Here is a 22,233-nt window from a genome sequence, read left to right on the forward strand (position 1 = left end):
ATTCATCAGTCCAACAGAGATTTTCGCGGTTTCATATAGAAAGGGGTGATATTTCCATTGGATCGGCGAGAGGGCGACGATGCTCGATCCCGTACGGCTCCGGGTGCTGGTCGCGGTCGCGGCGCGGGGCTCCGTCACAGCCGCGGCGCGCGAACTGCACTACTCGCAGCCCTCGGTGAGCCATCACCTCGCCCGGCTGGAGGCGGAGACCGGGGCGAAACTGGTCCAGCGGGTCGGCCGCGGCATCCGGCTGACCGAGGCCGGTCGGCTGCTGGCCGAACGCGCGGCGGAGATCCTCGGCCGTATCGAGTCCGCCGAAGCGGAGCTCGACAGCCATGTCGGGCTCCGCGCCGGCCGGGTGCGGCTGGCCGCCTTCCCGTCCGCTCTCGGCACCTTCGTTCCGGCGGCGGCGGTCCGGCTCGCCGACGAGCACCCGGGGCTGGACCTGCGGCTCGCGGAGGCCGAGCCGCCGGAGGCGTTGCGAATGCTCCGCGCCGGCGACGTCGACGTCGCCGTGATCTTCCGCTACGAGGAGACCGGCCCCGAGGACGACGGGATCCGGCTCACGCGTCTCTTCGACGACCCGAGCTGCCTCATCACCCCGGCCGGCACGGCGGACACGACTGCGAAGGGCGTCGGCGCGCACGCGCGTTCGCGCTGGATCGCGGGCTGCGACCGTTGCCGGTCCCACCTGCTCGACCTCTGTTCGCGGGCGGGGTTCGAGCCACGCGTATCGTTCACCACTGACGACTACGTCGCCGTTCAGGCGATGGTGGCGGCCGGCCTCGGCGTCGCCGTACTTCCCGCGCTGGCGCTGTCCGCGCATCGTTCTCCCGGGATCCGGGCGGCCGAGCTGCCGGGGTCGGCCCGGCGCGTCTTCGCCGCGACATACGGCGAGCCGCCCGACCCGCCGGCCACCACCGCCCTCCTGACCGCTTTGACGCTCCCGGCTGAGCCGTGACGGGCCGAGGGGCGTCTCGAGGGGTGGGAAAACCGGATGTCGCCGGGGCGGGGTGCTTGGTTATGCTCCGCTGCATGCCCGAGATCACCACTCTCGCTCTTTTCGCGGCGGCCACGCTGGCGCTGCTCGTCGTACCGGGCCCGGCCGTGGTCTACATCGTGACCCGCAGCGTCGCCCAGGGCAGGTCCGCCGGGCTGGTGTCGGTGCTCGGCGTCCACGCGGGCTCCGTCGTCCACGTCGTCGCCGCCGCGCTCGGCATCAGCGCGCTGCTCGCCGCCTCGGCCACCGCCTTCACGATCGTCAAGTACGTCGGCGCGGCCTACCTGGTCTGGCTGGGTGTGCGCAAGCTGATGAGCCGGGCGTCGGACGGCGGCGAAGCGGAGATCCGGCGGGCGTCCCGGGCCCGGCTGTTCGCCGAGGGGTTCGTGGTCAACGTGCTCAACCCCAAGACGGCGATCTTCTTCCTGGCGTTCCTGCCGCAGTTCGCCGACCCCGCGCGCGGCCCGATCGCCCCGCAGATCGTGCTGTTCGGCGCGATCTGGATCGTGCTCGGGATGGCCAGCGACGGCACGTACGCACTGCTCGCCTCGGCGCTCGCCGGGCGGCTGCGGCGCTCCGCCCGCGCCCGGCGGCGGCTCGACGTGGGCAGCGGGGTCGTCTACCTGGGGCTCGGCGCGGTCGCCGCGCTGGCGGGCGAGGGCGCCAAGAAGCTCTGAGCCGGACCGTCCGCCGTCAGGTGGCGGCGGCCCGCATGGCGGTCTCCCTGGCCCACCGGTAGTCGGCCTTGCCCGCCGGCGAGCGGAGCACCTCCTCCACGAACGCGTACGTCCGGGGCACCTTGTAGCCCGACAACCGCTGCCGGCAGTAGGCGTCGAGGTCCTCCCGGGTCGGCGCGGTCCCCTCGTACGGTTGGACGACGGCGGCCACCCGGGCCCCCCACCGCTCGTCGGGGATGCCGGTGACGACGACGTCGAACACGGCCGGGTGGCCCTTGAGCACCGCCTCGACCTCCTCGGGGAAGACCTTCTCCCCTCCGGTGTTGACGCACTGGGAGCCGCGGCCGAAGACGCGGATGGTGCCGTCCTCCTCGACCAGGGCGAGGTCGCCGGTCAGCAGCCAGCGGGTGCCGTCCTCGTCGGTGACGAAGGTGCGGGCCGACTTCTCCGGATCCTTGTAGTACGCGGAGGCGATCCGCCCGGTCTTGGCCACGGTGCCCATCTCGCCGGATCCCGGCTTCACCGGGCGCAGCGCGTGGTCGAGCACGGCGATCGTCGAGTTGGCGTTGGGCTGGTATTTCATGCCGGACTCGGGCGAGGAGTCGGACAGCGCGGACGCGGTGTACCCCGACTCGGTGGAGCCGAAGTTGTCCACGATCATCACGTGCGGCAGCGCCTCCTGAAGGCGGTCGCGGACCGCCCCGGTCAGGATGGCGCCCGTGGAGCTGATCACGCCGAGTGAGGACAGGTCGTAGGAGCCCGACGCGATCTCCTCGGCGAGCGGGCGGGCCATCGCGTCGCCGGTGAGGTTGACGGTGAAGACGCCGTTGCGCTCGATCGCGCGCAGGGCGTCGGCCGCGTCGAACTTGCGGGTGTAGACGATGGTCCCGCCGAACCACCAGGCGATGTACGTCGCCATCTGGGCCGCGCCGTGCATCAACGGGGCCGCCGCCATCATGATCAGCGGGCCGGAGTTCCTGGCCTGCTCGATCAGCGCTTCCGGCGTCTTCACCGGCTCGCCGTACGGGTTGCCCGCGCCGAAGGCCATGAAGAGGTCCTCGACCCGCCACATCACCCCCTTGGGCATGCCGGTCGTGCCGCCGGTGTAGATGATGTAGAGATCGTCGCCGGAGCGCGGCGGGAAGTCCCGGGTGGACGGGCTCCCCGCGAGCGCCGCCTCGTACGGCACCGCGCCGGGCACGCGGGACTCGCCGCCGACCGCGACGAGGTGGCGCAGCTCGGGCGCGTCCGGGGCGACGGCGGCGACCCGGTCGTCGAACTCGACGTCGAACAGGAGCGCCGCGATGTCGGAGTCGCGGTAGAGGTAGAGCAGCTCGGACTCGACGTACCGGTAGTTGACGTTCACCGGCACCGCGCGGATCTTCAGCGCTGCCAGCAGGCCGGTGACGTACTCCACCCCGTTGTACAGGTGGAGCCCCACGTGGCGGCCGGGGCCGATGCCGTGGGCGGACAGGTGGTGGGCCAGCCGGTTGGCCCGCTCGTCCAGGTCGGCGTAGGTCACGCGCTCGTCGCCGCAGACGACCGCCGTGCGGTCCCCGATCGCGTCGGCGAGCCCCTCGAACAGATCGGCGTGGTTGAACTCCATCCCGGGGGCCTTCTTCCCTGCTGGTCTGGGGGTACCTAGGGTTTCCGGTTGCTCACGATCCACATGGCGAAGAACTGGGCGCCTCCGCCGTACGCGTGGCCGAGCGCGGTGGCGGCGCCCTCGACCTGGTGCTCCCCCGCCATGCCCCGCACCTGCAGCGCCGCCTCGGCGAACCTGATCAGCCCGGATGCGCCGATGGGGTTGGAGCTGAGCACGCCGCCGGAGGGGTTCCACGGGATGTCGCCGTCGAGCGCCGTGCTTCCGGCCTCGGTGAGCTTCCATCCCTCGTTCTCGGGGGCGAAGCCGAGGTTCTCCAGCCACATCGGCTCGTACCAGGAGAAGGGGACGTAGACCTCGGCGACGTCGATGTCCCTGCGCGGGTCGGAGATCCCGGCCTGGCGGTAGACGTCGGCGGCGCAGTCCTTGCCCGCCTGGGGGCTGACGGTCTCCCGCCCGGCCCGCGCGAGCGGCTCGGACCGCATGGCGGCGCCGTGGATCCAGGCGGGCGTCCCGGTGACCGCCTTCTCCGACGCCAGCACGATCGCGCAGGCGCCGTCGGAGGAGGGGCAGGTCTCCAGGTAGCGGATCGGCTCCCAGAGCATCGGGGTGGACTCCACCATCGCCCGGTCGATCCCGGGGATCCGCAGATGGGCGTAGGGGTTCTTCAGCGCGTTGCGCCGGTCCTTGACCGCGACCAGCGCGCCGATGTGGTCGGGCGCGCCCGACCTGCGCATGTACTCGCGGATGTGCGGGGCGAAGTAGCCGCCCGCGCCGACGACGAGCGAGGCGCCGAACGGCAGGTGCGTGGACAGAGCCCAGGTGGCGTTGGACTCCGACTGCTTCTCGAACGCCACGACGAGCACCCGGTCGTGGACGCCGCCCTGGATCAGGGACGCGCCGACGAGCGCGGTCGAGCCCCCGACGGAGCCCGCCGTGTGGACGCGCATGACGGGCTTGCCCGCGCCGCCGAGCGCGTCGGCGAGGTACGCCTCCGGCATCATGACGCCCTCGAACAGGTCGGGGGCCTTGCCGACGACGACCGCGTCGATGTCGGCGAAGGTCAGCCCGGCGTCGTCGAGGGCGCGCTGCGCCGCCTCCCGGACCAGGCCGGCGATGGAGACGTCCAGGCGCTTGGTGGTGTAGCGGGTCTGCCCGACGCCGATGACGGCGCAGCGTTCACCCACGTCCGGCTCCTTCCTGGGGGCGCGGCGCGGACTCCAGCACCGCGACGAGGTTCTGCTGGAGGCAGGGCCCCGAGGTCGCGTGCGCGACGGCGCGGCCGGCCCGGCCGTCGAGGATGCGCCGCGCGGCCTCGCCGAGGCGGATCAGCCCGGCCGCCATGACGGGGTTGGCCGCGAGCGGCCCGCCCGAGGGGTTGATCACCGTGTCCTCGGGAAGTTCGAGCGCCTCGCGCAGGATGAGCTCCTCGTGGCTGAACTGGACGTGCAGCTCGGCCACGTCCACGGGGGCCTTGCCGACGCCCGCGGCGCGGGCCGCGTCCGCCGCCGACGGCGACCGGGACAGGTCGCGGACGCCGAGGTAGTGCGGCTCCGCCCGGTGCGCGATGCCGCCGATGTAGGCGGGGTTCTCGGCCAGTTCCCGAGCCAGGTCCCCGGCGGCCAGCACGACCGCCGCCGCCCCGTCCGTGATCGGCGCGACGTCGTACGGCCGGAGCGGCTGGACCTCGGCGTCCTCTCCCGAGGGGTCGGGCAGGTCCAGTGCGTGCGGGTTGGCCCGGCCGTCGGCGCGGCTGCGCCGTACGATCTCGTCCAGGGCCGCCCGCAGATCCGGCCGGTCGCCTCCGAGCGCGGCGGCCTGCAGGGCGGCGTAGGAAACCTGGTCGAGGCCGAGCGGCGCGAGATAGTACGGGTCGAGCTGGAGCGTCATGATCTCCCGCAGGTCGCCGGTGGACGACTTGCCGAAGCCGTAGACGAGGGCGGAGTCGATGTCGCCGTGCTGGAGCCGCACCCACGCCTCGTACAGCGCGAACGCGGCGTCCATCTCGACGTGGCTCTCGCTGATCGGCGGCCACGCGCCGAGCGCGTCGAGCGCGGAGACGAACGAGAACGGCGCGCCGGCGAGGTAGTCGCACGAGCCCGAGCAGGTGAAGCCGAACCGCGACAGCCCCGTCGCCCGGCGGACCTCGTCGATCACCGGATGCAGCATCTCGGCCTCGGTCAGGCCGGCGTCGTGGCCCGTGTGCGTGGTCTGGGCGAACGCCACGATCGCGACGTCGCGCATCACGCACCACCTCCCGGCGTTCCGGCGGAGAGATCGGCGTCGGGCTCGCCGGTGGGGGCGAACCACCGGATGTCGGCCATGGACATCGTGCGCTCCTCGGGGGGCACCCAGACGGCGCGCACCCGCATCCCCTGCCGCACCTCGTGCGCGGGGATGCCGCCGACCAGGGCGATCATCGGGATGTCGGCGCCGTCGAGCAGGATGTACGCGGAGACGAACGGCACCTCGGGGGCGCGCGGGTCGGGCAGGTTGTTGATGGCGAAGGTCGTGACGGTGCCGGTGTCGGCGACCTCCCGCTCCTCCTCGATGAGCGCGCCGCACGCCGGGCAGGAGGTGCGGTAGGGGACGTAGACCTGGTCGCATCCGGCGCAGCGTCCGCCGAGGAGGACGCCGTCCCCGATCCTCTCCAGGAAGCGGGTGAGCGCCGCGCCGGGGCGCACGCGGTACTCGGTGCGTATCGGCGCCGTGATCATGGTGACCTCGGGGACGAAGCACTCGATGTCGGTGATGGTCCCGGAGGTCCGGTCCCTCCAGCGGGGCCGCACCCGCATTCCGGGCCGCATCGCCTTCGGGCCGCCGGCGTCCACCGCGTGGACGAGCGCGGTGTCCGCGCCGTCCAGCCGGATCGTGGCCCAGGCGAACGGCCGGTCGAGGGGATGGGCCGGGCGCGGCGCGCTCACCCACGCCCACGCCTGGACGGTTCCGGCCGGGCCGACCTCGACGTACTCGCCGGTCACGGCCTCGCCGGTGTCCGGGTCGTACTCCAGAGGAGGCACCAGCACCCGGGCTCCGGCCGTGCGGACGCCGACGATGCGCCGGTCGCGCAGCTCGGTGAGGAAGCGGCCGATGACCGGGCCGGTGCTGCGGGTGTAGCCGCCGGGGAACTCCAGGACGTGCCTGGCCTCCAGCGGGTGAGACGGCGGGTGAGACGGTGGGTCAGATGGCACGGTCCCTGCCCTCCCAGTAGGGGTCGCGGAGCTTGCGCTTGAGCAGCTTGCCGTTCGGCTCGCGCGGCATCTCGTCGATGAAGTCGATGCTCCTGGGCCACTTCATCTTCGCCAGGCGGCCCTTGAGCGAGTCGAGGATCTCGGCGGCCAGCTCGGGTCCGGGTACGGACCCGGGCGCGGGCTCGACGATGGCCTTGATCTGCTCGCCCCACTCGTCGTCCGGGATGCCGAAGACGGCGGCATCGGCGACCTTGGGGTGGACGAGCAGCTCGTTCTCGATCTCGGCGGGGTAGATGTTGGCCCCGCCCGAGATGATCATGTCGGCCTTGCGGTCGCAGAGGAACAGGAAGCCGTCCTCGTCGAGGTAGCCGATGTCGCCGACCGTGAAGTAATCCCGCAGCCGGCCCGCCTCGGTCTTGGCCGGGTCGCCCTTGTACTCGAAGCGGACGCCGGCCATCTTCATGTAGATCGTGCCGGGGGTGCCGGTGGGCACCTCGTCGAGGTTGTCGTCGACGATGAGGATCTCGCTGATCGGCCAGGCCTTGCCCACCGTTCCGGGGTGCTTCTTCCAGTCCTCGGGGGTGGCGATCGTGCCGCCGCCCTCGGTGGCGGCGTAGTACTCGTAGATCACGTCGCCCCACCAGTCGAGCATCTGGAGCTTGACCGGCACCGGGCAGGGGGCGGCGGCGTGGATCATCCAGCGCAGCGAGGACAGGTCGTACTTCCGGCGGGTCTCCTCGGGCAGCGACAGCAGCCGCTTGAAGTGCGTCGGGACCATGTGGGAGTTGGTCACGCGGTGCCTCTCGGACAGCCGCAGCATCTCCTCGGCGTCCCACCGGTCCATGTAGACGAGCGTGTGGCCCATGTGCAGGGCGGTGCCGCCGAACTGCGTGACGGCGGTGTGGTAGCTCGGAGACGTGACCAGGTGGACGTTGGGCCGTCCCGGGGTGATCCCGAAGAACCCGAGCAGGAAGGACAGGAGCTCGGCGGAGTCGTCCGGGTCCAGGCCGCTGAGCGGCCGCCGTACTCCCTTGGGCCGGCCGGTGGTGCCCGAGGTGTAGTGCATGGTCGCCCCGGCGGTGCGGTCCTCGGGGAGGGTGTCCGGGCGGCCGTCGGTCAGGTCGGAGACGGGGCGGAAACCCTCGACCCGGCCGAAGGCGAAGCACCGCTCCGACGCGATGCCGGCCACCTCGGCGCCCCTCGTTCCCTCGGCCGCGTACCGCTCGTGGACGAAGAACGCCCTGGCGTCGCTGTCGGCGACGATGTAGCCGATCTCGGGACCGGTCAGGTGCCAGTTGACGGGGGTGAAGTACCACCCGGCCTGCAGCGCGGCGAGATAGAGCGCCAGGCCGTCCGCGCCGTTGGGCACCAGGCCGCAGATGCCGTCCCCCGGCCGCAGGCCCAGCTCGCGGAGGCCGTGGACCAGGCGGTTCGCCCGGGCGAGCAGGTCTCCCGCCCGGTGCCGCGTGCCGTCGGGGTCCACGGCGGCGATCCAGTCCGGGTCGGCCTGCGCGATCCTCCAGAAACCAAGCGAGCCCATGTCCATCGCTCCCTGTCCGGTGCGTTCGATGCGCCCGACCCGCGAGCCGAGGGCTCTGTCGTGGCGCGGTCTCTCCCCCTGATTTCCCCACAAATGACGCCAGGCTTCGTCGGCCCCTGGCCCGGCCGGGCGGTGTCAAACGAGAATCGGTTCTAGTGCGTTGCGGGCAGACTAACCCGGGCACCGACGCCGATCAAGCGCTTGATTGAGGGATCTGGCGGCGGCGGGCGGGGCCGATCTAGGATCAGGTTCTCCTCGCCTGACCAAGCGCTTGACTAAGCGGAGGTGTCCGTGGAACTCCTGCCGATCAGCACACCGCACTGCCGGGTCGAGAGGGACGGTCCCGTCGTGGTCGTCACGATGGACCGCCCGGAGGCCAAAAACGCGCTCTCGACGGACATGCTGGTCGGCCTGGCCGACGCGTGGGCCTACATCTCGGCCGAGCCGGAGGTGCGCGTGGGCATCCTGACCGGCGCGAACGGCACGTTCTGCGCCGGGGCCGACCTCAAGGCGATGGGCTCGCCCTCCGGCGACGAGCAGGTGCGGCGGCGGGCCGCGGAGATCGGGGACTACCACTGGAAGGGCCTGCTGCGCGACACCGCGTCGCTGCCCACCAAGCCGATCATCTGCGCCGTCGAGGGGTACGCCGTGGCCGGCGGCACCGAGCTGCTCGTCGGGACCGACCTGCGGATCGTCGGCGAGAGCGCCACCCTCGGCCTGTTCGAGGCCCGGCGGGCGCTCTTCCCGATGGGCGGCTGCGCCATCCGGCTCCCGCGCCAGATCCCGTACGCGTTCGCGATGGACATCCTGCTCACCGGCCGCGCGATCAGCGCGTCCGAGGCGCTGGCGATGGGCCTGGTCAACCGGGTCGTCCCGGACGGCACGGCGCTGGAGAGCGCGCGCGAGCTGGCCGCCGAGGTGGCCGCGTGCGGGCCGCTCGCCGTCCAGGCCATCCTGCGGACGTACCGCGCGACCCTGGGGATGGGCGAGGCCGAGGCGCTGGAGGTCTCGGACGCCATCGGATGGCCGGTCATCGGCTCGGAGGACGCCAAGGAGGGCGCCCGCGCCTTCCGGGAGAAGCGCCCGCCGGTTTACCGGGGGAAGTGACAGAACTCCCGCGTCCGCTGTGAATTGGGACTGTTCCGCGTACCGGGGGCACGTTACGATCCCTCCCACCTATACCAAGCGGTAACTTGGTTAACCCCCCAGGAGGACGTCGATGCCCCCGCGTATCGCGATCATGACCCTCGCCGGCGCCGCCCTGCTGGCGCTCGTCCCGGCCGCCCCCGCCCAGGCCGACGACGTGACCTACTACCTCGCCCTCGGCGACTCCCTCGCGGTGGGAGCGCAGCCGCTCGGGCAGGACAACGCGAACGTCCCGACCGACGAGGGCTACGCCGACCAGCTCTACGCCAAGCTCAGCGCGGACGAGCCGACGCTGCGCCTGGTGAAACTCGGCTGCATGGGCGAGACCACCAAGTCCTTCGTCCAGGGCGGCGTCTGCTCGTACGACGGAGCGAAGTCGCAGCTCGCCGCGGCGAAGAGGTTCCTGCGCGAGAACGGCGCCAAGGTCAGGTACGTGACCGTCAGCATCGGCGCGCAGGACGTCTACGGGTGCATCACGCCCGACGGCGGAGCCGACACCGGGTGCATGCTCAAGGGCACCGCGTCGGCCGCCCTCTACATGCCGCAGGTGACCGGCGGCCTGAAGCTCGCCGCGCACCGCTCGGCCCGCCTCATCGGCATGGACTGGTACAACCCGGGCGTGGCCGCCTGGCTGCTCGGCGACGACGGCAAGAGCCAGGCCAAGCAGTCGGTGCTGCTCAACGACACCCTCAACAGCACCATGAAGGTCAACTACGGCGCCTGGGGCTTCAAGGTCGCCAAGGTCAACGCCGACTGGCAGGCCAAGAACTGGACCGAGGACACGCCGTTCGGCTGGCCGCGCAACGTGTGGGAGCTGGTCGCGCGGAGCTGGATCGCGAACGTGCCCGGCGACTGGCTGCCGAAGGGCCACGGGTACGGCAACATCGCCGACACGTTCTACGCCGTCGCCCGCTGACCGGGCGCGCCGGGCTCAGGGGCCGCGATCAGGGGCGCGATCAGGGGGTGGTGCCGGGGACCGGGGTTCCGAGCACCACCCCGGTCACGCACAACTTCACCGACCGGTCCGCCAGGGTGAGCGTCATCGCCTCGCCGACCCCCTTGACGGGGAAGTACGCCCCCGCCGGCCCCGCGCCCAGTGACAACTCCGCCCGCGCCTCCCCGAGCCGGACCGTCGCCGAGGTGGGCCGGTCGGCCTCGTAGGTGAACCCGCCCACCGCGTAGTCCCCGTTCGACCGGACCGGGAGCGTGACCGTGCCCGCCGACCGCGGGAAGCAGCGCGCTCCCCGTTCCGGCACCGCGTACCCGCCGAGGATCCGCGGCGGCACCAGGCCGCGGCCGTCCTCGGCGAGGACCAGCGGCGAGGCGGCGGGCCGCGGGTGCCGCATCCGGTCGCGCAGCGGCTCGGGGGCGAGCGGGCTGAGCACGTGCGAGCTGAGGTTGCCCTCGCCGAAGCCGTAGATCAGCACGTCGGCGGGCAGCGGCTGCGGGTAGACGTCGGCCGTCGCGGGGGTCTTCGCCAGCGTCGCGCCGGCCGCCTCGACGTAGCCGCGCGCCCGCGCCCGCTGCGCCGCGAACTGCGCCGCGTACGCGTCCCCCGAGGCGTACGACGCGACGAGGAACACGCACACCAGCACGGCCGAGACCGCCGGCACGGCGAGGCCGCGCGGCGGCAGCGCCCGGTACGGCCGCGGCTCCTCCGGCAGCGGCAGCGTCGTCAGCCCGGCGCAGAGGGCGAGCACGACGGCGGCGTCGGCGACGTAGCGCGGTTCGAGGGCCTGCGCCTCGAACACGCCGCGCCCGAGCAGCACCGGGACGAGGTCGGCGAGCACCAGGTAGGCGAGCAGGATCGCCCACGCCCGGGCCGCCCGCGCCCGCAGCGCCAGGGTCGCCGCCGCGTACAGCGCGAGCACCGCCCACGCGAGCGCGATGACCGGCCAGGACGGCGCGACGAGCCCGCCGAACCAGGTGCCGGGACCACCGACCGCCGCCGTGGGGAACGTCTCACCCAGCAGCCTCCCGGCGAACAGCGCGGTGTCGCCGGCCGGGGGCAGCCGCACCGGCTGGTCGCCGGTGTCGGCCCGGGAGAGGTACACCACGGCCGCGGGCGCGAGGACCGCGGCGAGCGCGCCCCAGATGGGCAGGTTCCCGCGCAGCGCGGCCCACCACCCCCGCCACCACGGACCGGCGGTGAAGTACGCGGCGGTGAGCAGGAACAGCAGCAGCGGGATGCCGACCGCCGCCTTGAGGAAGAACGAGGCCAGCCCGAGCAGGAACCACCCGGCGACCGCGACGACGTGCCGGATCCGCCGCGTCCGCACGTAGTGGACCTGCGAGGTGAGGGCCAGGCAGATCGCGAGCTGCAACGGCACCAGCTCCAGCCCGGCGGCCCACCACAGCAGCCCGGGGAGCGTCAGCGGCGTGAAGAGGTACAGCGCGAGCGGCACCAGGATCAGCGGGCGCGCCCCGAACAGCACCCGCAGCAGCCGGTACACCGCGAGCGAGGCCGCGGCCTGGAGCGCCAGCAGCGCGCCGCTCGCCAGCTCCCAGCCGTACGCGTCGAGGTGGGTGACGACCCAGGCGAGCGCGAACCCGGCGGGCAGGAGCTTGGGGCCCCACGGCGCGGTGAGGTAGTCCCACCCGAAGCCGCGCTCGGCCGCCCTGGCGACGAAGGCGAAGTCGTCGCCCCAGAAGTAGCCGCGGGTGAACAGCGACCACTTCCAGAGCAGTTGCGCCGCGACGAGCACGAGCGCGGCGGACGGCAGCGCCCATCGGCGCAGGAACGGCACGCTCAGCCAACGCGGCAGCTCGATCTCGAAGCTCCTCGCCCCCGCCCTGCCGGGGTCGGCGGGGGCGCCGGAACCTGCCGGAAGGTCCGCGTCCCCAGGGGTTGTCGCTCCAGCTCTCGGTTGCACCGGCTCCGCTCCTCTGTGAGGTCGGCATCCCCCCGCGACGGCCGAAATCATGCCGGGAGTCACGTTCTACCGCAGATCACCTCAAGGGGATGAGCACGCGGCGATAACGTTTGATCGCGGAGCCGATGTATCCGTTCTCTCGTGATTCATGTCGTGATGCGCCGGTCCGGGATCAGTCCCCGGTGATGCGGCCGAGGCGCTCCATCGCCTCGACGTAGCCCTCGACCAGGTCGAACACGACCTGGCTGGCCGGCTTCACCTGGTTCATGGTGCCGATGATCTGGCCCGCCGGGAACGTGGCCAGCTCGCCCGCGTCCGACCGGCCGATCCGGCGCAGCGCGTCGGAGACCAGCATGAACTGGAGCGGCATCGGCAGGGTGCCGGGCGACTCCTCCGACTCCCAGGCGTCGGTCCACTCGTTCTTGAGCAGCCGGGCGGGCTTGCCGGTCCAGCTCCGCGACCGCACGGTGTCGCGCGAGGTGGCGGTCAGGATCCGGCGCCGGGCCAGCTCGGGCGTGTCGGCCTCCTCGACCGTGAGCCAGATGGAGCCGGTCCACACCCCCTCCGCGCCGAGCGCCATGCCCGCCGCCATCTGGCGGCCGTCGCCGATGCCGCCCGCGGCCAGGACCGGCACGTCCACCGCGTCCACGACCTGGGGGATGAGCACCATCGTGGAGATCTCTCCGGTGTGGCCGCCCGCCTCGGTGCCCTGGGCGACGACGACGTCCACGCCGACCTCGACCTGCTTGACGGCGTGGCGCGGCGTGGAGGCGAGCGCGGCAACCTTGACCCCGCGCGCGTGCGCCTGCTCCACGACGTCGGCCGGGGGCGGGCCGAGCGCGTTGGCGAGCAGCGCGATCGGGTGCCGCAGCGCCACCTCGACCTGCGGCCGGGCCGTCGCGTCGGTCCAGCCGAGCAGCACCTTGCCCGGGTCGTCCCCGGTGAGCGGCGGCACGTCGTGACCGGCCAGCAGGTCCTCGACGAACTTCCGGTGGCCGTCCGGGATCATGCCCTGCAGCCGGGCGACCAGGTCGGCGGGCGAGTCGACGCCGAGGTCGGCCCCCTCGTAGGAGGCGGGCATGACCACGTCCACGCCGTACGGCCGGCCGCCGACGTGCTCGTCGATCCACTTGAGCTCCAGTTCGAGCTCTTCGGGGGTGAAGTAGAGGGCGCCGAGCACTCCCATGCCGCCGGCGCGGCTGACCGCGGCGACGACATCCCGGCAATGACTGAACGCGAAGATCGGGAACTCGATCCCGAACATGTCGGTGACACGTGTCCGCATGGCCTCGACTGTATGTCCGGCTCCTCCGCACTGCAACGTGTTCTAGTGACAACCTTTCCGGCGTTTTCCGGAACGCCTTCCTACTGATCGGTAACCAGGGGCGGACATATCGATAGAACGCGTTCTAATGATCATTTCGTGATATGGCCCCGGGTCTCCTCGCCCGCCCACGCGGATCAGCGCGGGCCGGTCGGCCCGGATCGATCAGCGCTGGCGGGTCGGCGTGAGCCCGTCAGCGCGGCATCCGCCGCCCGTGCGGCCCGAGGACCAGGCACGGCGGGCGCCGCCTCCCTCCGCCCACGCGGATCAGCGCGGCATCCGCCGCCAGACGGCCCGGGGCAGCAGCCGCATGACGGCGAAGGCCGGGCCCAGCCGCGCCGGGACCCACACCACCCGCGCCCGCGACCGGAGCGCCGCGACCACGGCGTCGGCGACCTCGTCCACCCCCACCGACATGGGGGCGGGCGTCATCCCCTCGGTCATCCGCCCGATGACGAACCCCGGCCGGACGACCAGCACCCGCGCGCCCGAGCCGTGCAGGGCGTCCCCCAGCCCCTGCGCGAAGCCGTCCAGGCCCGCCTTGGCCGAGCCGTACACGAAGTTGGCCCGGCGGACCCGCACCCCCGCCACCGACGACAGGACCACCAGCGTGCCGTGGCCCTGCTCGCGCAGCCGGCGCGCCGCGGCGAGCCCGGCCGAGACGTGGCCGCCGAAGTTGACCGCGACGTCCCGGGCCGCCGCCTCCGGGTCGCCGTCGTAGACCGCCTGGCTGCCGAGCACGCCGAAGGCCGGGATCACGACGTCGAGATCCCCCAGCCGGTCCACGGCCGTGTCGATCAGGGCCTGGTGCGTCTCGGGCCGGGAGGCGTCGAAGTCGGCCACGTGGACCTCGGCGCCCAGCTTCCGCAGCCGCGCCAGCTCCTCCTCCGGGACCGTGCCGCCGCGCGCCGCCAGCATCACCCGGCTCGCGCCGTCGCGGACCAGCCGGGTGACGATCGCCAGGCCGATCTCGCTCCGGCCGCCCAGCAGCAGCACCGTGTCCACCGATCCCAGCGCGTTCCTCACGCCCACCCCTCCTCGTACGGCCGGCCTGCCCGGCCACCGGTTCACCGATTTCTCCGGAAATTTCCGTCTATGAGATATCTCCGGGGGACGCCGGGCGCATCAGGGCCCGGAGGGACGCGGCCTCCGGGAGCGGCGACCCGGCCGAGCCCGGACGGCCGACGTCAAAGACGCAGTCTCCTGGCCAGGTCGGACCGGAACAGGCCGTCCGGGTCGGCGGCGTCCCTGATGGCGCGCCACTCCTCCAGCCTGGGGTACCCGGCGGCCACCACCGAGGCCGACGTACGGGAGTCCTTGGCCAGGTAGAGCCGCCCGCCCGCCGCCACGACCCACTCGTCGAACACCCGCAGCAGCCCGGCCAGCCCGGGCACGCCCGCCGGGATGTCCAGCGCCAGCGTCCAGCCGGGCATCGGGAACGACAACATCCCGGGGGTGCCCGCGCCGAACCGCTTCAGCACGGTGAGGAACGACACCACCCGCCGGGTGGACAACGCGCCGACCACCCGGCGCAGGGTGTCCTCCGCCCCGAACGGCACCACGAACTGGTACTGCACCAGCCCGCGCGAGCCGTACATCCGGTTCCAGCCCGCGACCGCGTCCAGCGGGTGGAAGAAGGGGGTGATGCCCTGGATCAGCCCCCTGCGCTCCCTGGGCGCCTTGGCGTACCAGACGGCGTTGAAGGCGCCGACGGTTGCCCGGTTGAGCAGGCCGTCCGGCACCCGGGGCGGCGCGGACAGCCGCTGCCGGGGCGCGAACGCGAGGGGGTCGCCGCGCACGTGGCCGCGTACGTCCTCGCGGGTCGCGTGGTCGCCGCGGGTCAGCACGCTGCGCCCGGTGCGGCCGCCGCGGGCCATCAGGTCGATCCAGGCCACCGTGTAGCGGTAGCGGTCGTCGGTCGCGGTCATCACGTCGAGCGTCTCGTCCAAGTCGCGGGTCCGCTCGACGTCCACCCGCATCCGGGACGTCTCGATCGGGACGCACGCGAACGTGGCCTCGACGATCACCCCGGTCAGGCCCATGCCGCCCACGGTCGCCCAGAAAAGGTCGTCGGACGGGCCGAGCACCCGGGCGCTCCCGTCGGCCGTCACCAGGGTCAGCGAGCGTACGTGCGCGCCGAACGACGAGTCGACGTGGTGGTTCTTGCCGTGGACGTCGGCCGCGATGGCCCCGCCGACGGTGACGTACCGGGTGCCCGGGCTGACCGGCACGAACCAGCCGCGCGGCACCAGGCCGGTCATCAGGTCGTGCAGGCTGGTCCCCGCCGACGCGGTGACCAGGCCCGACTCCGGGTCCAGGGTCCAGGACGGCCGCAGGGCGGCGCAGTCCAGGACCGTGCCGCCCGCGTTCTGCGCCGCGTCGCCGTAAGACCGGCCGAGCCCCCGGGCGACCAGACCGCGCGAGCCGTGTCCCACACGCGCCGGGTCCGCGCCGTTCCCTTTTCGCGCCGGGTCCGCGCCGTTCCCTTTTCGCGCCGGGTCCGCGCCGATCTCCTTGACCAGCGCCGCGACCTCGTCGGCCGAACGCGGGCGCGCGAGCGTGGCGGGGGTCGGGGCGGTGCGTCCCCAACCGGTCAGAAGCGTCATGTCACGTATATCCCGATGGCGAGCAGGAGGAGCAGCAGGACGAGGAAGACCTGCAGCGGCCGGTCCCTCAGGGCCAGTTCCTCAGGTTCCTCCCCAATGCCGCGATCCACAAGTAGCGCGTGTCTCAGGACGACGAGGACGAACGGGACGATGCTCAGCGCGTAGAAGCCGAGCGCCGTCCCCTGGTGCTCCTGCAGCGCCCAGAGGCAGTACGTGACGATCATCGCGCCCGAGGTCATCGAGCGGACACCGGCCAGATAGGACGTCGTGTACACGCTGAGCGTCGACCGGGTGGCCGCGGGTTTCCCGGCGTTCCGGCCTTTCGCGGGGTTTGCAACTTTCACGCCCTTGCGCTCCTGCGCGCGCAGCTCGGCCTCCCGCTTGCCCGCGACCAGCAGCAGCGAGCCCAGCGTGATCACGACCAGGAACCAGCTCGTGACCGGCACCGCCACCGCCACCGCGCCCGCGTACGCCCTGATCACGTGGCAGCCGGCCACCGCGACGAGATCGACCACCGGCTGGTGCTTGAGCCAGACCGTGTAGCAGAACGTCAGCACGAGATAGCCGGCGACGACCGCGCCGAGCCGCCATCCCCCGGCCAGGCCGGTCGCCAGACCGGCGGCCAGCAGCACCACTCCGGCGGCCCGGGCCACCGGGACCGGCACGATCCCCGCCGCGATCGGCCGGAACCGCTTGCGCGGGTGGTTGCGGTCGGCCGCCACGTCGGCGGCGTCGTTGAAGAGGTACGTGGCGCTCGCCGCGAGGCAGAACGCGGCGAACGCGATCAGGGAGCCGCGCAGGCCCGGCCAGGTCGTCAGCACTCCGGCGGCGGCCGGGGCCGCGAACGTGAGCGCGTTCTTCAGCCACTGGCGGGGCCGGCAGGCCCGCACCAGCCCGATCGCGACGGACCCGCGCGCGCGAAAGCCCGCCGGCGGCTGAGCCACCGGCGGGCGGACGGGCGCGCGTCCGCGCCCCATCAGGCGTCGCGGGACGAGGGAACGCGCAGCAGCACGACCCCGCCGAGGATCAGGGCGATGCCCAGGATCAGCGAGACCAGGGGGATCGTGGTCGAGACGAGGGTGATCTGGCTCAGGTTGTCCTTGACCGTGCCGACCAGGTCGGCGACGGACCCGGGCGTCATGACGGCGGTCGCGATGAACGCCGGCTGGCGCTCGACGCCGTCCTTGGTCTTGAGCACCTCGTGGCGCTGCTGCTCCTGCTTCACCGGGGCTCCGGTCCTCGGCTCCACCCAGAACGTGTTCACGCCGTCGTACACGCGGTCGGTCGCGACGTCGCCGGTCTCGGTCATGCCGAGCACCGAGGCCGGGACGTTCAGGGTCTCGGTGACCGTCGGGGGCACCTTCTGCACGAACTTGTAGACCGTGAGGCCGTCGATCGTCTCCTCACCCTCGAACGTCGCGTCGAAGGCCTTGCGCACCGACGAGTTGAAGACCTTGTACGTCTTCTTCTCCACCCCGAACGGGAACAGGTAGATCTGGCCTTCGAGCTGCACCGGCTCGGTGTCCACGTTCGCGCCGCAGCAGTTCACGCCGACGCCGTCGTACTTGTTGAACGCGCTGCGGAACTGCGTCATGGAGATGAACGGCCGCGCGTTGGTGACGTCGTTGGCGACGGTGACCTGGTCCCAGACGACGTGGTCGTCCTTCGCCTCCTTGACGTCGCCGCGCGTGGTGACGGTGATGTCCACCGTCCCGTTGAGCACCTTCAGATCCGGAACGCTGAAGTACTGGGCGTTCTCCGCCGTGAGCCGGGTGATCCCGTACTGGTCGGCGGGGGCCTGGATCAGTTTGCCCGCCGCGTAGAACTTGACCAATGGTGCGAGAACGATGAAGAACGCGCCGGCTGCCAACAGAACCACACCAACTAAGCGGCGCATCGGCTCCTCCTGGGGGGCGAGGGGGTATCGTCTGCCGTTTTGTTCTGAAAACCGGTTCTATTTCGCGATATGTTAGTGCGCAGAGTGATCCACGTCACGAGGGATGCGGAAAAGTGACCGAAACAGGTTCTAGCAACGGCCCGCTCTCCGTCCCTCCCCCGGCCCCCGGCTCCCCCGGGTCCGGGTCCCCGGAACGCGCCGCCGCCGGACCGCAGGCGATCGAGCCGCCCGCCGTCACCGGGCACCAGACGTCGCTGGACGGCCTGCGCGCCGTCGCCGCGTTCGGCGTCCTGCTGTTCCATGTCGCGATCGAGACCGGGGTCGCGCTGCGCGACGGCTTCGCCGGCGGCCTGCTGGCCCGGGGCGAGGTGGGCGTGCCCATCTTCTTCACGCTGTCCGGGCTGCTGCTGTACCGGCCGTGGGCCCAGTCGGTGCTCGCCGGCGGCGCCGAGCCCGACACGCAGACGTACCTGTGGAAGCGGTTCTTCCGCATCATGCCCGCGTACTGGCTGGTCGTCGTGGTCGCCCTGCTGCTGTGGGCGGAGGAGCACCGCACGGACGCCTGGACGTGGACGGAGATGCTGCTGCTCCTGCACAACTACGACATCGACCACTGGTGGTTCGGCCTCGGCCCCCGGGGGCTCGGCCAGATGTGGAGCCTCTCGGTCGAGGTCGCGTTCTATCTCACCCTGCCGATCATGGCCGCGCTGCTCCGCGCGTACGCGACGCGAGGGGGCGTCACCGACGTCGCCCGCCGGGCCAGGCGGCTGCTGGTCGCCCTCGCCGTCGTGGGCGCGCTCTCGTACGTCTACACGATCTTCGAGTTCCATCCGGAGTACCGGCCCTGGATGAACCTGTGGCTGCCGCGCTCGTGGACGTTCTTCGTCCCCGGCATGATGCTCGCGGTGATCGCCGCCTGGGCCCGCCTGGACGACGGCCGGCCGCGCCGCTTCTGCCACGCCGTCACCTCGTCGACCGGGACCCTCTGGCTGGTCGCGGTCCTGGCGTACGTCATCGCCTCGACGCCCGTCACCGGGGCGCGCTTCGTGGGCATCGACGGCCTGTGGACCGGGCTGTTCGAGCAGATCCTCTACACGACCGTGGCCTTCTGCCTGGTCGCGCCGGCCGCGCTCCAGCCCGACCGGCCGAACCTCGTGCGCTCCCTGCTCGGCAACCGTGTGATGAGCTATCTCGGCCGGATCTCCTACGGCGTGTTCCTCTGGCAGTTCGTCGTCCTCTACCTGTGGTACGACTTCACCGGCCAGCAGACGTGGACCGGCGACCTGCTGCTGAACTTCGTCCCGGTGGCCGTGATCACCGGGCTGGTCGCGCATCTGACCTACCGGTTCGTGGAGGAGCCCGCCCGCCGGCTCATCCGGTACGTCGTCACCACCCCGCGACCCGCGGAGCCGAAGGAGCGGGCCCTCGAACCCGCCCCCTGACCGCTGCGGAGCTACTTCTGACGCTCCCGCGCCCTGCGCGCCTGCTGCGGCCCCTCGGCCGGGGTCGCGAGATGGCCGGTGACCAGGCGGTTCAGGGCGCGGACCAGGACCTCGCGCTCGTCGTCGGGCAGGGCGTTCAGGGCGGCGCGGTGCACGCCGTCCACGATCTCCTGGCTGCGCGCGGCGATCGCCGCGCCCGTGTCCGTGACCGCGATGATCCGCGCCCGCCGGTCCGTGCCGGACGGGCGGCGCTCGGCGTACCCGGCCTTCTCCAGCGCGTCCACGGTCACCACCATCGTGGTCTTGTCCATGTCGCCCAGCTCGGCGAGCTGGATCTGGGTGCGCTCCTCCTCCAGCGCGTGGACGAGCACGCAGTGCATGCGCGGCGTCAGCCCGATCTCGGCCAGCGCCGCCGTCATCTGCGAGCGCAGCACGTGGCTGGTGTGGTCCAGCAGGAAGGACAGGTCCGTCTCGGTGCGGGCGGGGGCCATCGCTGTCATGCCGCCAGCCTATCCAAGACGTCCCGGAGCGGATTATCCGCGAAGGGACGGAGTTTCGGCACGTGACCGGGGCCGCTCACCGCCGTCGAGACGACGTCGGATGCCTCACCCGCTCACGGTGGCGGTCCGCAGACGCGGGTCGGCGGCGATCTCGGCTTCGGTGAAGCGCGCGGTGACCCACCGGCCGCGCGAGAACAACACGGTCTGGTCGGTGTGGTGGGGCGAGGCGGGGTTGGCGGAGAGGGAGTAGGTGAGGACGGTGCGGGCGCGGGGGCCGCCGGGGGTGAGCTCGACGGCCATCAGGAAGCTGGATCCGGTGTCCACCTCCGGATAGCGCCCGTCGGCGCCGAGCTCGCCGCGCATGCGCACCCTGTCGAAACAGCCCTCGCCCTCGGTGCAGCCGGGAAGCGGGATCGAGGAGTAGTGCTGCGCCTGGCCCGCGGTGAGCGTCAAGGGGACGCGGTCGGCCTGGAAGAAGAGCACCGCGTCGGCGAGGGCCTGCCGCACCACCGGCTCGTCGTGCTTGAGTCCGCGAGGGGTGGTCAGCGGACGCGCGGGGTCGAACGGCACCCGCCACGGGCTGAAAACAGGCTCTCCCGGCCTGGTGGGACGCCGCAGCCGGGTGAAGAACTCGCGCCAGAGCACGGCCCCCCGGCTGTCCAGGGTGGCGCGCCCGTTCCAGTTCCGCAGCGTCTCGCACGCCTCGCGGACGTTCACCCGCCTGCCGTCGGACGAGGACGGCTCAGGGTGGCTGCGGCACAGCTTCAGCAGGTCCGAACGCATGAGCTCGAAGCTGTGGTTGCGCTTGCCGTACACGGTGGCCTGCAGTGTCTCCAGCGTGAAGCCGGGCGCGCCGAGCCCGTCGGTCCCGGACAGCCGCCGGGCGATCATGTCCAGGCTGACCCTGGGGCGCGGCTCCAGCTCGGTGCGCGCCTCGCCCCACGCGCGCTGGAAGCCGGTGAGCGGCGCCGACGGGTTCGTCATCCAGAAGGTGTTGTTGGAGTTGGCCACGTAGTCGGCGCGGGTCAGCCTGGGCTGGTTGCCCGGCCCGAAGACGCCGGGCACGACGGCGTCGCGATCCTCGCCCCACAGGCACGCGGAGGTCGAGCCGTCCAGGACGTACGCCTCCAGCCCCGGGATGGGCGACGGCTTCTCGCAGCGGCGCGCCTGGGCGTCGGTGACGTTGGGGACGACCGAGCTGTCGGCGAAGTAGGCGGTCCCGCCGGCGTCGGTGGCGAGCGTGTGGACGAACGGCATGCCCTGATGGGCGTCCTGAGCCGCGCGTAGCTGGGTGAGGTCTTTCGCTCTGGCCATCGCCAGCCACTCGTCGGCCGCGCGCAGGTTGGCGGCGTTGGGGTCGGCCAGCGCGTAGGCGACCTCGTCGGTGTGCCCGACGGCGAGCACCGGGCCGTACCGCGAGGTGTAGAGCGTGTGGCCGGTGATCGTGCCGTCCGGCAGGGTGACCTCCACCTCCTGGCGGCCCAGCGGCTCCGCCCGGCCGTCCACCATGTAGCTGGTGCGGTCGCCCGCGAGCTTCAGCCGGTAGACGGTGAAGCGCTGGGCGTGGGAGACGGTGTGGGTCCAGGCCACGCTCGCGTTGTGGCCGATCTGGACGACCGGCGTGCCGTACAGGCTGCCGCCGGAGACGTCGAGCACGCCGGGGATGGTGAGCTGCACCTGGTAGAAGCGGCGGATCCCGTTCCACGGGAAGTGCGGGTCGGCCAGCAACATGCCGTGGCCGTCGCGCGTGGCCTCGCGGCCCAGTGCCCAGCCGTTGCTGCCCGCGGCCGGTTTCCTGGCCGGGCCTTCGGCCTCGGGCTCGCCGGCCCCGGTGACGGCCTCCTTGAGCCGGGAGCTTCCGAGCATGCGGTTGAGGTCGAGCAGGTTGTTCCAGATGTCGGTGGCGGTGATGGGGCCGACCCAGGCCTTGCCGCGGCAGGTGGGGTCGGGCAGGTTCGCCACGCCGGTGTCCGCCAGGTAGCGGTTGTATCCGGCGACGTAGCCGTCGACCATGCGGCGCAGGTCGTCGCTCGGCCCCACCGGCGCGGGCCGGGCCAGCAGCCGCCGCACGACGCCCGAGTCCGCGACGCTCTTGTAGTAGACGTCGCTGGCGAAGTTGGTGACCGGGCTGACCGGGTCGTCGGAATCGGCGGTGGCACCGAAGTACCGGGATCGCTCGCCCCGCAGTGTCACCGCCCACGAGGCCAGCGTGCACAGGTTGTCCTGCGCGAAGGCGTAGCCGTACCCGAATCCGAGGCCGCCGTAGTCCTTGGCGGAGATGTGCGGGATGCCGTACTCGGTGCGCCGGATCGTGGCGGAGTAGCGCGCGTCGTCGGCCGCGGCGGGCGCGTTCGTGCCCGGCAGCACCACGGCGGAGGCGAGCAGGACCGGCGCGATCAGCGCGGCCGGTCGCGATCTGAGCTTCATCGGGCTC

18 protein-coding genes are annotated in these 22,233 nt (G+C 72.3%); 5 read left to right on the forward strand and 13 right to left on the reverse strand.

The genetic code is table 11. From position 1 onward, the window contains the following. Nucleotides 1-79: 79 nt before the first annotated feature. Nucleotides 80-961 (forward strand): LysR family transcriptional regulator, encoded by an 882-nt coding sequence (locus AWQ70_RS25600; RefSeq protein ID WP_067180841.1) that lies wholly within the window; start codon nucleotides 80-82, stop codon nucleotides 959-961. 74 nt (nucleotides 962-1,035) lie between these two features. Then, the gene (locus tag AWQ70_RS25605; protein WP_067180971.1) at nucleotides 1,036-1,677 is read left to right on the forward strand and encodes a LysE family translocator; all 642 of its coding nucleotides are present in this window, start codon (nucleotides 1,036-1,038) and stop codon (nucleotides 1,675-1,677) included. A gap of 16 nt (nucleotides 1,678-1,693) precedes the next feature. Here the strand turns inward: AWQ70_RS25605 and AWQ70_RS25610 are convergent, their stop codons facing one another. From AWQ70_RS25610 to AWQ70_RS25630, 5 genes are read right to left on the reverse strand one after another with little or no spacing between them, the layout of a single operon-like run. Then, nucleotides 1,694-3,283: an acyl-CoA synthetase gene (locus tag AWQ70_RS25610; protein ID WP_067180843.1), complete on the reverse strand. Its 1,590-nt coding sequence runs from the start codon at nucleotides 3,281-3,283 to the stop codon at nucleotides 1,694-1,696. A gap of 35 nt (nucleotides 3,284-3,318) precedes the next feature. Further along, complete coding sequence (locus tag AWQ70_RS25615) at nucleotides 3,319-4,467, reverse strand: thiolase family protein (protein WP_067180844.1); 1,149 nt, start codon at nucleotides 4,465-4,467, stop codon at nucleotides 3,319-3,321. Beyond that, the gene (locus tag AWQ70_RS25620) at nucleotides 4,460-5,524 is read right to left on the reverse strand and encodes a thiolase family protein (RefSeq protein ID WP_067180974.1); all 1,065 of its coding nucleotides are present in this window, start codon (nucleotides 5,522-5,524) and stop codon (nucleotides 4,460-4,462) included. The genes AWQ70_RS25615 and AWQ70_RS25620 overlap by 8 nt, the downstream gene beginning before the upstream one ends. Continuing rightward, nucleotides 5,524-6,471, reverse strand: coding sequence for a Zn-ribbon domain-containing OB-fold protein (locus AWQ70_RS25625; protein WP_067180847.1), 948 nt, complete (start codon nucleotides 6,469-6,471; stop codon nucleotides 5,524-5,526). Before AWQ70_RS25625 ends, AWQ70_RS25620 begins: the two co-directional genes overlap by 1 nt. After that, nucleotides 6,461-8,011, reverse strand: a complete 1,551-nt coding sequence (locus AWQ70_RS25630; protein WP_067180978.1) for an acyl-CoA synthetase — start codon at nucleotides 8,009-8,011, stop codon at nucleotides 6,461-6,463. The genes AWQ70_RS25625 and AWQ70_RS25630 overlap by 11 nt, the downstream gene beginning before the upstream one ends. 291 nt (nucleotides 8,012-8,302) lie before the next feature. On the opposite strand from AWQ70_RS25630, the gene AWQ70_RS25635 reads away from it, so the two are divergent. Further along, a complete protein-coding gene (locus tag AWQ70_RS25635) occupies nucleotides 8,303-9,118 on the forward strand; it encodes a crotonase/enoyl-CoA hydratase family protein (RefSeq protein WP_067180850.1) in 816 nt (271 codons plus the stop codon). A 112-nt stretch (nucleotides 9,119-9,230) separates the two neighbouring features. After that, the gene (locus tag AWQ70_RS25640; RefSeq protein ID WP_067180853.1) at nucleotides 9,231-10,073 is read left to right on the forward strand and encodes an SGNH/GDSL hydrolase family protein; all 843 of its coding nucleotides are present in this window, start codon (nucleotides 9,231-9,233) and stop codon (nucleotides 10,071-10,073) included. A gap of 40 nt (nucleotides 10,074-10,113) precedes the next feature. On the opposite strand, the gene AWQ70_RS25645 is transcribed toward AWQ70_RS25640, so the two are convergent. From AWQ70_RS25645 to pgfA, 6 genes are all read right to left on the reverse strand, one after another. Beyond that, nucleotides 10,114-12,030, reverse strand: a complete 1,917-nt coding sequence (locus AWQ70_RS25645; protein WP_157530377.1) for a hypothetical protein — start codon at nucleotides 12,028-12,030, stop codon at nucleotides 10,114-10,116. Between the two features lie 172 nt (nucleotides 12,031-12,202). Then, the gene (locus AWQ70_RS25650) at nucleotides 12,203-13,315 is read right to left on the reverse strand and encodes an NAD(P)H-dependent flavin oxidoreductase (protein WP_067180858.1); all 1,113 of its coding nucleotides are present in this window, start codon (nucleotides 13,313-13,315) and stop codon (nucleotides 12,203-12,205) included. A gap of 306 nt (nucleotides 13,316-13,621) precedes the next feature. Next, complete coding sequence (dprE2, locus tag AWQ70_RS25655; RefSeq protein ID WP_067180981.1) at nucleotides 13,622-14,380, reverse strand: decaprenylphospho-beta-D-erythro-pentofuranosid-2-ulose 2-reductase; 759 nt, start codon at nucleotides 14,378-14,380, stop codon at nucleotides 13,622-13,624. 161 nt (nucleotides 14,381-14,541) lie between these two features. After that, nucleotides 14,542-15,960: an FAD-binding oxidoreductase gene (gene dprE1 / locus AWQ70_RS25660; RefSeq protein ID WP_067180861.1), complete on the reverse strand. Its 1,419-nt coding sequence runs from the start codon at nucleotides 15,958-15,960 to the stop codon at nucleotides 14,542-14,544. After that, the gene (locus AWQ70_RS25665; RefSeq protein ID WP_067180864.1) at nucleotides 15,957-16,937 is read right to left on the reverse strand and encodes a decaprenyl-phosphate phosphoribosyltransferase; all 981 of its coding nucleotides are present in this window, start codon (nucleotides 16,935-16,937) and stop codon (nucleotides 15,957-15,959) included. The genes dprE1 and AWQ70_RS25665 overlap by 4 nt, the downstream gene beginning before the upstream one ends. Further along, nucleotides 16,937-17,857 carry a cell envelope lipid trafficking protein PgfA gene (gene pgfA / locus AWQ70_RS25670; RefSeq protein WP_067180867.1) on the reverse strand — a complete coding sequence of 307 codons (921 nt, stop codon included), beginning with the start codon at nucleotides 17,855-17,857 and terminating at the stop codon, nucleotides 16,937-16,939. Before pgfA ends, AWQ70_RS25665 begins: the two co-directional genes overlap by 1 nt. Before the next feature lie 113 nt (nucleotides 17,858-17,970). Here pgfA and AWQ70_RS25675 point away from each other — a divergent pair, with 113 nt between their 5' ends. Next, nucleotides 17,971-19,299 carry an acyltransferase family protein gene (locus AWQ70_RS25675; RefSeq protein ID WP_245647146.1) on the forward strand — a complete coding sequence of 443 codons (1,329 nt, stop codon included), beginning with the start codon at nucleotides 17,971-17,973 and terminating at the stop codon, nucleotides 19,297-19,299. 11 nt (nucleotides 19,300-19,310) lie between these two features. On the opposite strand, the gene AWQ70_RS25680 is transcribed toward AWQ70_RS25675, so the two are convergent. Together AWQ70_RS25680 and AWQ70_RS25685 are read right to left on the reverse strand one after the other, a co-directional pair. Beyond that, nucleotides 19,311-19,799, reverse strand: a complete 489-nt coding sequence (locus tag AWQ70_RS25680) for a MarR family winged helix-turn-helix transcriptional regulator (protein ID WP_067180870.1) — start codon at nucleotides 19,797-19,799, stop codon at nucleotides 19,311-19,313. 105 nt (nucleotides 19,800-19,904) lie between these two features. Next, nucleotides 19,905-22,226: a penicillin acylase family protein gene (locus AWQ70_RS25685; RefSeq protein WP_067180873.1), complete on the reverse strand. Its 2,322-nt coding sequence runs from the start codon at nucleotides 22,224-22,226 to the stop codon at nucleotides 19,905-19,907. Nucleotides 22,227-22,233: the final 7 nt, after the last annotated feature.

The sequence above is a fragment of the Microtetraspora niveoalba genome (genome assembly GCF_001570405.1).
Lineage (GTDB): Bacteria > Actinomycetota > Actinomycetes > Streptosporangiales > Streptosporangiaceae > Microtetraspora > Microtetraspora niveoalba.